This is a genomic window from Pararhodonellum marinum, from assembly GCF_015354735.1.
Lineage (GTDB): Bacteria > Bacteroidota > Bacteroidia > Cytophagales > Cyclobacteriaceae > Pararhodonellum > Pararhodonellum marinum.
Genome location: NZ_JACEFJ010000011.1, coordinates 128122 through 141277 on the forward strand (window position 1 = coordinate 128122; position 13156 = coordinate 141277).

Genomic DNA, 13156 nt, shown 5'->3' on the forward strand with positions numbered 1-13156 from the left:
AAACAACAACACCATGAAACGAAGAAACTTTGTCAAAAGCGGCCTCTTGGTCCCTGCTGTTGCGTTCAGCCCAAGCCTTATTGCATCTAGTGAAAAACAAATGGATGGCAAACCGATTCATGTAGGTTCCGGCCAGGATCGATTTGGTAAAAGGATCCAGATAGGAAAAGCGGTTTTGGATTGCAAAATCAGTGGAAAAGATACCAATGGCCATCTCTATGTATTTGAAAGTTCCCAAAACCATAGAGAAGAAGGAATACCCCTTCACATGCATCCTGATCTGGATGAAACCTTTTATGTCCTGGAAGGAAATGTAAAAATCAAAATAGGGGATGAAATATACCGTCTTGGCCATGGTGATACCATCCTTGCTCCAAGGAATATACCCCATGGATGGGTCACCAATAGTGCGACTCCATCTAAAATATTGATCATAGTCCAAGGTGCTGGAAAGATGGAAAACTTTTTTGAAGAGCTTTCAAAGCTGAAAGAATTTTCCCCTCCGATTGTTTCAGAAATCTACAATAAACATAACATGGTTTTGATGGGGCCGCCTCTGGAGGCTGATTGATTTTTTTTGGATCAATTGCGATAAATGGAAAGCCTTCTTTTGGATGTTTTTTGAAAATTATCCTCAGGGAAAAACATCTATAAAACGTCCGATTTTTACCAGCAATCCTCTGTGGGTTTGATTTATTTTTGTGTATAACCTTAAACCACAGCGAATTATGGAACGAAGAAAATTTATTGTCACCACTGCGGCCCTTACTGCTTTTGGGTCAGACCTTATGGCACTCTCTAAAGAGAAAAAAATGGATGGAGATGGCTTTTTGGTCAAATCCGGTGAGGCAAGACATGGAAGGCATACTCCTTACAAAGGTGTCAATCCGAATGACCTTAAAATTTCCAGCAAAGACACTGATGGACAAATGTCTGTATTTGAGTATATTGGCATGGAAAAAACAGGACCGCCGCTGCATGTACATTTGGAACAGGATGAGGTGTTTTATGTAGTGGAAGGGGATTATCTTTTTCAGTTGGGCGATAAGCAGCACAAATTATCAGCTGGAGATACCATCTTCCTTCCCCGAAACGTACCCCATACTTGGATACAGACTACAGAAAGGGGAAAGTTGATCTATATCCTTCAGCCGGCGATTAAAATGGAAGAGTTTTTCTACGCCATGGATGAATTGGGAAGACCGCCTTCTGTGGAGGAAGCAGAGAAGATTTTTATGGCACATGGGATGAAAAATGTAGGTCCTCCCTTAACTTTGGAATAATGGTTCTCAGGGATTATATACCAAGCCATCATTTACAGGAGTTTGTCAGGAAGCATCAAATCATCAGATTTGAATTTGATTCCGGGGCAATAATTCCCTATAAGGTCTATTGTCCCCGGCCTGAAACCTGTCTTGTATTTAGGCTCCGTAACCCTCAAAAAGTTAGCTATGGCTCAAATCCAGAAATCTTGACCATTCCCAATTGCACCATTATAGGGCAGCATACAATAGTGACTAAAAGGTATATAGGAAGGGATTTTTGGGTTTTGCAAATGGTGCTTCAGCCCAGCGCACTTTTCCGGCTTACGGGTATTCCCGCTTATGAAATCACCAATACGTTTATTGATGCCGAAGCCGTTTGGGGAAAAGAAATCAGATCAATACATGAGCAAATGTGCAATACCGCTGGAATAGAAGAATTGATCCGAATTGCTGAAGCGTTTTTAGAGAAAGTCATCATTAGATCAAAATACAGTATGCAGGGAATTGACAAAGTCAGTTCTGTAATTTTGAACCAAGACCGACCTCTTTCCATGGATCAACTTGCTTCAGATGCTTGTCTGAGCAACCGTCAATTCCAGCGGAGATTTACCGAAAGGACCGGGGTCGGACCGAAACTTTTTGATAAAGTGGTACGATTTGAAAAAGCATTTTTTATGAAAAACGCCAATCCCCACCTGGATTGGCTGAGTATTGCATTGGCCTGTGGGTATTATGATTACCAGCATTTGGTCAAGGATTACAAATACTTCACCAATATGACTCCGACAGGTTTTTATGAACTCGACACCAAAGCCCCCGAAAGGACTTTTGGGGTGGTGGAAGTGCAGCAGGTTTAAAAATCTGATTTTATTCAAAAAAAGAGTTTTGTCTCAGTCAAATCAGGAGCTAGTTCCTTTAAGTCCTCAAAAAAACCTCAACCCTGCCCTGCCCCCAATCCACAATTGGGTGGCGATGTTGTCTGCGGGCAAGGTACTTTCATTTTGAATGTTGGGTTTGGTATAGGTAAACAATTCAGGGTGATCCATAAATGAGCTGTCATATACCCGCCAGTTGAGACTAGGACCAAAATAGATCCCAAACCCCTTGACGATCTGATACTCTAGGCCAAGATAAGCCTTGTTGACCAGATTAAGTGCGGCCACGTTTCCCTTGTTCATTTGGGAGGCGCTTAATTCAAGGTTCAGGAATAACTTTTTGCCCAATCTGGGAGAAGTTCCCACTCCATAACCGAAAGCCCAAGTGGTGGAATCGGCCTCTTCCGGCCTGACTCCCGCAAAAATCATGTTGTAAAATGATCTGGTGCCAGTCCGCAGGGAAATATTGACTGGCAGTACCTCGTCCGCACCGATCTCCACCTGATGGTATCCTTTTCGGACAAAGCTGATCAGCCCTATGGGTACCCCTTTGATGCTGTCCGCATAATTGAACAGGGCAATTTGGCTGCCTCTGACATTCCTTCCCACATTCAGCACCCCCGCAAGTTGGACCCCTTCAAGATCCCGATGGGAATAATTGGCAATTCCGGCCATTTGAACTCCCTTGACCTCATTGGTGGCAAGGTTGAGTATACCCGCCATTTGAAGCCCTTTTACCTGCCCGGTGGTAAAATTGATCAGCCCCGCCATCTGCACCGCTTCCACATTGCCCAAAGCCCCATTGGCCAATCCGGCCATTTGGAGTCCTTTGACAGATCCCCCCACCTGATTGAACAGGCCTGCCCACTGTACATACTGCACATTGCCTTTGTTGAGGTTGAACCATCCGCCCAATTCCACCTTATTGGTCCCCCCAGAAAACCCTCCCAAAATATTCAAGGAATAATCATTGACCACATTACCGGAAAGCTTTCTGTTCGTTCCGATAAAAGGAAGCAGGGACAATTGAAACCGGCGGTGGATGGTATCGCTGACATTTTCCAGATTGGTGAATCCTTCTGGATTTTTGGTCCAAAGCCAGAAATCCTTCATGGGTTTGGTGATGCTTCTTCCCACTTCTTCCAAGTCCACTTCACTGGTTTTTAGCAGTATTTTTTGAAAAGGGGATTGTTTGCCTTTAACCAACAAGGTGTCCGAATAGTCTTTTTTGTTGACCACCAATTGGATACTGTCCATGGCTGGGTTTTTTAAAGTCAATTCAAAAAACCCATAGGCATCCGTGGTGGAAGATTTTAAAGTGATCGGGTCATACACTGTCACATCTCGAAGGCCCTTCCCAGTAGATTCATCGACCACATATCCGCTGAAAACCATCTCTTTTTTCGAAGCAGGCTTAGGTGTCAGGATAACATAGACTCCTTTTTGCTTCATATCCACCTCCCCTTGAAAGGCAATCTCCAGCACTTCTCTCAAAGGTTGGTCGGTAAAATTCCCGGTTACAGGCCTTTGGGCATCTATGGCTGCCGAACTGTAAGAAAATATGCAGCCGGCCTCCTTAGAAAGTCGATTGAGAAAAATATCTGCCCTTTCCTTTGCAGCATTGATGCTGACTTTCCGCTCCAAGACCGGTACTTCCTGTGCGCGAACCGGTAAAAGCGTAAGGAAAAACAAAGGCAAAGCCACCATTATCCCAAACCCTCGGATCAGGAAAGCAAAGGTAAGGTCAGTAACAGCCATCTCCCTTCAATCTGATCAACTGGCCTTCATCCAACACTTGGAGGTTCAAGGTCTCTGACAGGATGGACAGGATGGTGGACAGGTCTTCATCCTCAAAGACCACGGAAAGCCTGCATGAAGCAATCGGTCCTTCCAAAACAATGGTTCTGCCGTAAACTTCTTCCAGTCTCGCCACCACCTGATCCAATTCTTCCTCTTGAAAGGTAAAAACCCTGGTCTTAAAGGAAACTACATTTGGATCCAAGGCAGCTTTTGAAAAAGCAGCCAAATCTCTGTCATAAGTACCTCTTTCTCCCGCCTGAAGGGTAATGCCTGCTTGATCCAGTGTATAAAAGCGGACCATTCCTTCCTGAACATTGACCTCCACCACCGGGTTATTGGGAATGGCTTTGACATGGAAAACGGTACCAATATCTTCGATCAGCAATTCACCCGCTTTTACTGTCCAATTGACTTTTTTATCTTCCGGAATGCTGATCAGGGCCTCTCCGTTCAGGTGGATTGTTCCGGAATTTTTTCGCTCATGGTACTCTACGCGGATTTCGGAATCCTGATTCAGGGCAATCTCTGTCCGGTCAGGCATCCATTCGGTAAGCACCTGATTTCCACTTGTAAATTGAAATTCCTGTATTGGCGTCAGCAATATGTAGAACAGGTAGGATAAACCCATCAGCAAGGCCAAACCCGCTGCCACCTTCCAAAGAGGCATGAGGGTGCGGGTATTGTCTTTTTCGGGTTTGATTTTGCTTTTCACTTTTGCCCATGCAATATCAGTGTCGAAATCAGGCTGATCCGGCAGTTGGGCTCGGTCAAAGATCCAACGGGCATCGTCCAGGTATTTTTGGTTTTCAGGTGAACGAGCGCACCATTCCCTGAGTGTCCTGGATTCCTTCTCCGAGGCTTCACCGACAAGGAATTTGCTGATCAAATCTTCAATATGTTCTGAATTCTCCTTCATACTTCCAACAGACGACCCATCAGGATCAATATCATGGGTAAATAATCTTTCAATTTAAGGCGCATCAATTTCAGGGCTTTTCCCATTTGGTTTTCCACCGTTTTGATGGAAATTTGGAGTTCATCGGCAATTTCCTGGTATTTCAGTTCCTCAAAACGGCTCATTTTGAATATCAGTCTACATTGTTCGGGCAGTGACTGCAGGGCTTCCTGGATTTTTGATTCCAATTCGGTTTTCATCGTCAGATGGTCCGAAGCCTGACTGAACTTTTCCCCTTCGGCCACCACGGACTGGGCATGAAGGTGGCGGACCTTCTGCCTTTTTATTTCATTGAGACAGGCGTTTCTCACAGACCGATAAAGATAGGCCTTCAGGGAAATATCAATTTGGATGCTTTCCCGCTTTTCCCAGAAGCGTATAAAAGTGGCCTGTACGATCTCCTCAGCGGCATCGGGGTCAGTAAGGTAGGCTGTGGCAAAGCGGCACAATGGGGAATAATGGGTTTTAAACAACATCTCAAATGCAGGTACATCTCCTTGAATAATGGCTGAGAAAAGCTTTTGATCTAGCGCCTGCATGAGAATTGTATAAAATCACACACAAGATAAGATTTTGGTTCTTCTTAAAAAAAAGAAAACTCAAAAGCGGTTTACCCCTATGGGGGCTTGAAATATTTATTGTTCTAATTTGAAAGCTCTAAAGGCTCAAAGCTCGAAGGTGAAAGTTGAAAGCCGTGGGGAACGGAAAATGGAAAACCGAAAAACGGAACATCAGGATATCAGAGTAAAAGCTCAAAGCTCTAAGGTGAAAGCTGAAAGCAGAGAAACAGGCTATCTGAAAAACAGAAAAATAGAGGTAAAAGCTCAAAGCAATAAGCTCAAAGAGGATTATTAGAAAATCAGAGAAACTATGAAATAAAGGTCTTTGAAATGATGAATTATTGGAAATAAAGCCTTCGGCTGAAATATTTCCTGTATAGGACGAAATATGCCTTCAGCGAAATAGAAGTATGATCTTCTCCTTCTACGTCACCCTGAGCGTGCCGAAGGGTCTACGTAATTTCGGAGCGAGTGGTCTTTTGAACTTCGAAAGGTGAAAGCAAGAACAGCTCAAAGCCTGAAGCTGAAAGTAGGGGGAAATTGTAGAAGGTAAAAGGTGAAAAGTAAGCGGTTTTTAACTCCTAACTCGTAAATCCCAAGACAACATGACAACCCGACAACTTGAAAACTTTTCATAACCTGAAAGCATCCCATCTCGTAGCTCGTAAATCTAATTCAACATCTAGAACTCAATCAAGATATCTGAATACAGAATTAAACGATAACAAAACAACATGACAACCCGACAACTTGAAAACTATTCATAACCTGAAGCATCGCAACTCGTAACTCGTAAATCCCAATTCAAAAAACCCTCACCTAAACCTAAACCCCGAAGGCCCCCTGCCTGCAGCCAAGGTCCTCACCAATTGCCCGTCGGGTTGGAGGACGATGACTATGCCGTTGCCCTGAAACCCGTTGTTGTCTCCCACATAAATCTGCCCGTTGCCCGGATGTATGCCCAGGCCATAGAATCCGGAGCCTGTATAAAGCGCTTCTTGCTCCACTTGGGCGGAATTGAGGGTGATTTTGGCAATGGCATCCTCATAATCAGGCCATCCAGAGGAAGTGACCACCCATACATTCCCCTGTCCATCATGGGAAAAAATCCCGGTCGGCTGTTCCAAGGCAACAGCAATGGTTTGCTGTATGCCTAAGCTTCCCCTGTTGATCTCATGAAAGTAAACCTGATCGCTGCCGCGGGCAAAAAGAAATAACCTCCCTCCATCCTCGAAAAACCTCGCGGGCGTACCATCCACCTCCACACTGCTGCCTACAGTTTGGTCATTTAGGGAGATCACTTCCAGTTTGCCGGCCGCGGCACAGGCCACCAGCAAATTGCCGTTTTGGACATATAGCCCCTCAGGTCGGCTTGATACCGGTATTTTCCGGGATATGTTGCCTCCATTGGGATCGTTGACTACAGCAATGTAAGAGTCGGGACTGTTGAAATTTTCATCATAAGGTCCCCAATCGCTGATGTATAGGTTTTGATTGGCGACAGCAAGTGAACGGCTGATGTCCAGGCCTGTACTTACCGCACCGATACTGGAAAAGTCACGGGCATCCACCACCTCTACTTTTCCTGTATTTGCCACAAGATAAATTCTGCCATCTGCCTCTACCATGTCCTGTAAAAGACCAGCAAAAGGTCGCCCGTTTTTGCCTTCGAACACATCGGAATTCATTGCATCAAGCATGGGATCAAAGTGAAATACCTCTCCGTCATTGGCCCCGAAAGCACCTTCGTTGAGGATCAAAATCCCCCCTTCAAATTCTCCCCGGGGCATTTCTCCGGGATCATTGTCACAGCTGAAGACCAAAAAGGCGATACCAACCAGGCAAAAGCGAAATACTTGGGTAAATTTTCTCATAAGTTAATGGTTAAGTTGATTTGGTAGTTTCTTCCCGGCATGGCCCTTAGGCGAAGCACCTGGTAATCCGTATTGAATAGATTGTTGATTTGTAAGCCCAAGTCACCTTTCATTTTTCCAAAGGCTGTCCAAGCATAAGTGCCACCCCAATTCCACAACTGATAGGCCGATAATTTGGAAACATTGTCTGTCGCAATAAATCGCTCCCCTACCCAATGGGTATTGACATAAGTGGAAAGGGAACCTCTTCCCAACCTGCCGGTCACCTGAAATTTATGTTCAGGGGTATAAGGCAATTGCTTGCCTTGGCTGCGGTCATTTTCGGTGACATTGGTCCGGTTGATCGCTCGGTTCCAGGCATAGTCTGCCTGTGCTTCAATCTGCCATTTCCCCAGACTCTTACTGCCTTTTACAAAAGATTCGACTCCCGAGTTATGGACTTCCCGGATGTTACTGGGTGACCAAAAGGACCCATTGGGCAGCCAGATGATCCAGTTGTCCACTTTCATCTGAAAGTAGGTAACCTGCGTTTCCCATTGAAAATCGGATTTTGTCCACAGATGCTTCAATCCCAGCTCCCCGCTGAGGCTTTTTTCGGATTCCAGATCGGGAATGCCACCGGGCACCCAAAACCTGTCATTCAGTGTAGGCACCTTAAAGCTGCGCGAAAAAGCCGACTGGAGATCCAATTGGTGGGATTCCGTTTGCAACAAGGCATAGGTACCGCTGATGGCCGGAGTGAATGGAGCCCAGTTTCCCTCGTAAACCAGCTGTCGGAGATTGAGAGAAAGCCCCCACCGTTCCCCGGGTCTGAAATTAACGGATTGATAAAGTTCCAGTCGGTTTTCCCAAGCTGCATAGGTACTGAGTTTTCCTTCGATCAAGGTAAACCGAACCCCTGATTTGGTTTCCCAGGCTTCCCCGAATTTTCCTTCAGCTTCACCTCCCATAAAATATTGGGTAACCAGGTTTCTGGAGGCTTCATTAAAGATCAATTCATCCCTGATCAAACCGGTCTTCGCATTCCAGCTGAAGAGTTGGCCGAAGTGATGGTAATCAGCCACCCACCTCAAATTGCCGTCTTGCTGTTGGTCGGAAGTGTTGGAGCCCATCACAGGCTGTATCTCCCGGTCGGTATGGTTCCACCAGATGGAAGTACTCAGCTGGCTCTTTCCGGCGATTTGCCATGCAAGGTCCTGTGTGGCACCCCATTGGGCTACCCTGGCATGGTTTTGTCTTTCCGTCGGCGTATCGATTTTGGCTTGGTTGATGAAGGGAAAGTTGTTCTGGGCAAAATTGTGGTAGATGCCGGTCCTGCTGGAAAACCGCCCGTTGGAATATGCATGTCCCATCCGGGTATTATGCCTGCCGAAACTTCCCAAGGCCTGTTGAAGGTTCACCTGATGGCCCTGACTGAATCGGAGGCGCTTGTTGAGGTGAATGGCACCACCTATGGCATCTGTTCCGTACAAGGCCCCGGTGCTCCCAAAATGTACGGTGGCCTCATCAAAACCCTCCATAGGTAAAATAGACAGGTCTGCCTGACCTAAAGACGGACTGTTGATGGGCAGGCCATTCCAGAAAAGCGCGGTATGCCCGGCTGAGGTTCCCCGCATGGTGATGGAAGCCAGCATCCCGGCCCCGTATTGCCGGACAAAAAGGCCCGACCGTTCCTGCAGAAGATCCCCCAAGGACCGTCCCTGAAATTCAGCGAGGTCTCTGCGATCCAGTCTGCGGATAGTCTGTCCATGGGTAAACTTGTCCAAGGCAGGACTGTATACCTCCACCGGCTGCAAATCCACCGTGTCCCGGTCAAAAGGAAGGAAACCATTCCCAAAGGAAAGCCCTCCCAGCAACATAACATACAGTAATGGCAATGCCTTTCGAATTAAATAATGAAAACCAATTATTTAATCCAAAGTCATTCCGTGCTAAAATTGAGAGAAATTCAGGAGAAAATATCCGGTAACTGCATGGTAATGACAAACAGATCCAAGCAGACTGGAAAATGAAAGCTCCTAAGTCCATCTCAGCCTTTCACCCGAAAGCTTTGAATTTGACAAAAAAGGCAGGTCTCCTGGCTCCCCCGACTTTTGTTGGCCTTCTCACCCTGAATATTCGGGGCAATGGCATTGCAGAACAAAAGCTGATCCCGGATTTCCCGGGACGGGGTTACAGTTGCGGGGACAGCTCCGGCATTACACCGGATTCCCTTTTAATTCCGAGGGCCTGAATCAGGATCGGAAACCAATTTCTGAAACAAACATAAGTCAAAAAGTTCGAAAATTTCAATGCAAGGGATCAGAAAAATTCACCAAACCCATAAAATCATGCACATCACCCTACTTGGAACTTGTCATTACAATGCTTTAATTTGGGGGCTTTGAACAAAAACTCCGTCTGATTAGAGGCGGCAAATCAGCTTTAAAATTGAACATACATGCTCCTTTTTCCCTTTTCACGGATTTGAGAATTTGGTATTTGTTACGCCAGGTTTACCATCTGCTTTTATTGGCGGGACTGTTGGGAGCACTTTGTTTTTCCTGTCATGGTCCGGAAAAACAAGGGGACCTAAAGGAAGCAACCGCCATTCCCCTTTCATACGCCAAAGGTTTTGGCATTTGGGAAGGAGATGGGCATTTTATTCTGGAAGTCAGTCAGGGCTTTCCCGGAGCGCATCAGCCATTTCGTTACCTGGTATTGAAAGAGGGCGGGGAGGAAGTATCCAAGGAGGGTTTTGATGCGGTCATCCGCATGCCCGTAAAGCGGGTCATCGTCACCTCTACCACACACATCCCCCACCTGGATTACCTCAATGCTTCGGGAAAATTGATCGGATTTCCCAACCTTGAGCTGATATCCTCCGAAAAAACCAGGGATATCATAGACAGCGGTCAAATCAAGGACCTGGGTTCCGGTGCCCAGGCCAACATCGAGCGCATGATAGACCTGGAACCGGATTGGGTAATGTTGTCCACTCTGGGAGAAGACCTGGGCAATCTGGAGCTGCTGCGTTCGGCAGGTGTGGCCGCTGTGATCAATGGGGAGTATGTGGAACAGCATCCTCTAGGGCGAGCAGAATGGATCAAATTTACCGGGGTCCTGCTCAATCAGCTGGAGCAGGCAACTGCCATATTTGAGGAAATCGCATCAGCCTACCAAGCTGCTGCCAAGCTAACCGAAAACCTGACATCAGAACAGAAACCTACCGTGATGGCCGGGGTCATGTACAAAGACATCTGGTATGTACCCGGTGGGGATTCCTGGGGCACTCGGTTGTTGGAGACAGCAGGTGGCAGGTACATTTTTGAAAACCAAACCGGTACAGGCAGCGTCCAACTTGGTTTTGAATCCGTCTTGGATCAGGCCTATCAGGCTGATTTCTGGATTGGGGCTTCGGATTTTACCAGCTTGCAAAGCATGAAAACAGCTGACCGCAGGTACACCGCCTTCAAATCCTTCCAAACAGCCCAAGTCTACACTTATACCCTCAACAAAGGGTCCACAGGGGGCATCACTTATTTCGAATTGGGCTATATGCGACCGGATTTGATCCTGAAAGACCTGATCAAAATTTTACATCCCGCACTTTTACCGGATTATTCGCTTTATTTTTACACCCGATTGGATGAAAAATAAACTCACATATCCCCTACTCTTCTTTTTGGGCTGTTTGGGCTGCCTCTTGTTGTTTTTGGCCAACCTTGGCATCGGTTCGGTGACCATCCCTTTTCAGGAAATAGTAGGGAGAATGCTGGGAGGAAGCTTCAGCCGCAACACCTGGGAAATCATCTTGTTTGAGTACCGCTTGCCGAAAGCCCTGACGGCGATTCTGGCGGGCATTACCCTTTCCGTCAGTGGACTTCAGATGCAAACCTTTTTCAGGAACCCCCTGGCAGGGCCATTTGTGTTGGGCATCAGTTCGGGAGCGGGTCTGGGGGTGGCTTTGTTGGTCATGGCCGGTTCCGCATTTGGCTGGAGCCTTTACGCAGGGGCAGCTGGACTATGGGCCGTGGTGGCTGCCGCTACTCTGGGGGCCATTTTGGTCCTATTGCTGATGAGCCTGACTGCCTGGAAAGTCAGGGACAGCATGACCTTATTGATTGTAGGCTTGATGTTTGGCAGTGCGGCATCTGCCATCGTTTCGGTCTTGGCTTATTTCAGTGAAGCAGAGCAATTGAAGGTGTATACCGTATGGTCCATGGGCAGTCTCGGAGGTACGAGTGGCCAGCAACTCCATGCTTTTCTGATCGCCTCGTTGATTGGATTGATTCCGGTTTTGGCTTTTATCAAATCCTACAATGCCATGCTGATGGGCGAAGGATATGCTTCCAGCATGGGCATCAACATCCACCGTCTGCGCTGGGCCATGATCATCAGTACGGGGATCTTGGCAGGCTGTGCGACTGCATTTTGCGGGCCAATAGCCTTTATCGGGATTGCTGTACCGCATATGGCAAGGCTGCTGTTCAAAACCGGAGACCACCGCATTCTCTTTCCGGCGGCTGCTTTGTTGGGTGCCATGGTACTATTGGCCTGTGATGCCGTCAGTCAGCTGCCTGGTTCGGCCCAGACCTTACCCATCAATGCGGTCACTTCGCTGGTCGGGGCACCCATGGTCATCTGGTTGATCCTCAGGAGGAATTTCAGTAAAGAATTTTAGCCGCATGAAAGACACCCAACCTGAAAATAGCGCCACCCAAACAATTCTTCACGGAAATGCCCTTCGCCTAGGCTACCAAAATGGCAACAACACCTTTCTGGTGGCCGAAAACATCTCCTTTGACCTGGCCAAAGGACAATTGACCTGCCTGCTGGGCCCCAATGGCGTGGGGAAATCCACTTTGCTGAAGGCAATTTTGGGCCAACATCCCCCGCTTTCCGGTGAAATTTATTACCAAGGCAAAAAGCTAAGCCAATTGTCCCATAAAGACCTTGCCCGTAAAATCGCCGTGGTCCTGACCGACAAGGTGACCACCGGTAACCTGACTGTCGCCCAACTGGTGGCTTTGGGAAGAATCCCCCACACGGGATGGCTGGGTAATCTCAGAGATACTGATATTTCCCAGATTGATGCATCCATAGAGGCCACCCATGTCGGCTACCTCAGAGACCGGAGGCTTTCTGAACTCAGTGATGGTCAGTTGCAAAAGGTAATGATCGCAAGGGCCCTTGCCCAGGATGGGGAAATCCTTGTCCTCGATGAACCTACGGCACATCTGGATCTGGCCAACCGATTTGAAATCATGCACCTTTTGCGGAACATAGCCCTCCGAAAAAACAAGGCAGTTTTGGTGGTTACCCATGACCTGGACATCGCGCTGGATACAGCCGATCGGTTTTGGCTGATGCCCTGTGGGTCACCATTGGTGACCGGCATACCCGAAGACCTGGTCCTGAGTGAACAGATCAACCTGCTCTTACCGGATCAACATTTGTTTTTCAGCAAAGAATCAGGAAAAGTACAGACTTTGGATCATTTGGAACCCCCATTGGTTCAGGGTCCTGATGCTTTAACTCAATGGGTGAAAAAAGCCATGCTCAAGCGGGGGCTGACTTTGGAAATGGATATGAAACTTGAGGTGATCCCCCATCCTTTTGAAATCCGTTTGAAATCAGGGCAGGAAATTTTCCGGTTTGGCAGTATTCAGGAATTTTTTGAAGCTGAAAGCTGGAAAACGGAATAACAGGATATCAAAGTATCAGTTTGAAAGCTGCAAGATGAAAGTTGAAAGGGGGGACTGAGGGACTGAGGGACTGAGAGAACTAGGGACTGAGAGAACTAGGGACTCAGGGACTTAGGGACTCAGGGACTCAGGGAATGAGG

12 protein-coding genes and 1 riboswitch are annotated in these 13156 nt (G+C 47.1%); of the genes, 7 read left to right on the forward strand and 5 right to left on the reverse strand.

Annotated elements, in window-relative coordinates; genetic code table 11:
- The first annotated feature begins 13 nt into the window (after positions 1-13).
- From H1A14_RS17990 to H1A14_RS18000, 3 genes are all read left to right on the forward strand, one after another.
- Positions 14-571 carry a cupin domain-containing protein gene (locus tag H1A14_RS17990; protein WP_194777676.1) on the forward strand — a complete coding sequence of 186 codons (558 nt, stop codon included), beginning with the start codon at positions 14-16 and terminating at the stop codon, positions 569-571.
- A 157-nt stretch (positions 572-728) separates the two neighbouring features.
- Positions 729-1283 carry a cupin domain-containing protein gene (locus H1A14_RS17995; protein WP_194777677.1) on the forward strand — a complete coding sequence of 185 codons (555 nt, stop codon included), beginning with the start codon at positions 729-731 and terminating at the stop codon, positions 1281-1283.
- Positions 1283-2122 (forward strand): helix-turn-helix domain-containing protein, encoded by an 840-nt coding sequence (locus tag H1A14_RS18000; RefSeq protein WP_194777678.1) that lies wholly within the window; start codon positions 1283-1285, stop codon positions 2120-2122. The genes H1A14_RS17995 and H1A14_RS18000 overlap by 1 nt, the downstream gene beginning before the upstream one ends.
- A gap of 66 nt (positions 2123-2188) precedes the next feature.
- On the opposite strand, the gene H1A14_RS18005 is transcribed toward H1A14_RS18000, so the two are convergent.
- Genes H1A14_RS18005 through H1A14_RS18015 form a run of 3 tightly spaced genes read right to left on the reverse strand, consistent with a single transcriptional unit; the run spans position 2189 to position 5434 of the window.
- Positions 2189-3898 (reverse strand): carboxypeptidase-like regulatory domain-containing protein, encoded by a 1710-nt coding sequence (locus tag H1A14_RS18005; RefSeq protein ID WP_228527854.1) that lies wholly within the window; start codon positions 3896-3898, stop codon positions 2189-2191.
- Positions 3885-4856, reverse strand: coding sequence for a FecR family protein (locus tag H1A14_RS18010; RefSeq protein WP_194777679.1), 972 nt, complete (start codon positions 4854-4856; stop codon positions 3885-3887). The genes H1A14_RS18005 and H1A14_RS18010 overlap by 14 nt, the downstream gene beginning before the upstream one ends.
- The gene (locus H1A14_RS18015; RefSeq protein WP_194777680.1) at positions 4853-5434 is read right to left on the reverse strand and encodes an RNA polymerase sigma-70 factor; all 582 of its coding nucleotides are present in this window, start codon (positions 5432-5434) and stop codon (positions 4853-4855) included. The genes H1A14_RS18010 and H1A14_RS18015 overlap by 4 nt, the downstream gene beginning before the upstream one ends.
- A gap of 169 nt (positions 5435-5603) precedes the next feature.
- Here H1A14_RS18015 and H1A14_RS18020 point away from each other — a divergent pair, with 169 nt between their 5' ends.
- Positions 5604-5750, forward strand: a complete 147-nt coding sequence (locus H1A14_RS18020) for a hypothetical protein (protein WP_194777681.1) — start codon at positions 5604-5606, stop codon at positions 5748-5750.
- A gap of 520 nt (positions 5751-6270) precedes the next feature.
- Here the strand turns inward: H1A14_RS18020 and H1A14_RS18025 are convergent.
- Positions 6271-7329: a YncE family protein gene (locus tag H1A14_RS18025; protein WP_194777682.1), complete on the reverse strand. Its 1059-nt coding sequence runs from the start codon at positions 7327-7329 to the stop codon at positions 6271-6273.
- Positions 7326-9206: a TonB-dependent receptor gene (locus H1A14_RS18030; protein ID WP_228527855.1), complete on the reverse strand. Its 1881-nt coding sequence runs from the start codon at positions 9204-9206 to the stop codon at positions 7326-7328. The genes H1A14_RS18025 and H1A14_RS18030 overlap by 4 nt, the downstream gene beginning before the upstream one ends.
- A 173-nt stretch (positions 9207-9379) precedes the next feature.
- A riboswitch (cobalamin riboswitch) is annotated at positions 9380-9596 on the reverse strand.
- A gap of 163 nt (positions 9597-9759) precedes the next feature.
- Between H1A14_RS18030 and H1A14_RS18035 the strand changes: the two genes are divergently transcribed.
- Genes H1A14_RS18035 through H1A14_RS18045 form a run of 3 tightly spaced genes read left to right on the forward strand, consistent with a single transcriptional unit; the run spans position 9760 to position 13016 of the window.
- Positions 9760-10968, forward strand: a complete 1209-nt coding sequence (locus tag H1A14_RS18035) for an ABC transporter substrate-binding protein (protein WP_228527856.1) — start codon at positions 9760-9762, stop codon at positions 10966-10968.
- Positions 10958-11992: an iron ABC transporter permease gene (locus H1A14_RS18040; protein ID WP_194777683.1), complete on the forward strand. Its 1035-nt coding sequence runs from the start codon at positions 10958-10960 to the stop codon at positions 11990-11992. Before H1A14_RS18035 ends, H1A14_RS18040 begins: the two co-directional genes overlap by 11 nt.
- A gap of 4 nt (positions 11993-11996) precedes the next feature.
- Positions 11997-13016: an ABC transporter ATP-binding protein gene (locus H1A14_RS18045; RefSeq protein WP_194777684.1), complete on the forward strand. Its 1020-nt coding sequence runs from the start codon at positions 11997-11999 to the stop codon at positions 13014-13016.
- Positions 13017-13156 lie beyond the last annotated feature (140 nt).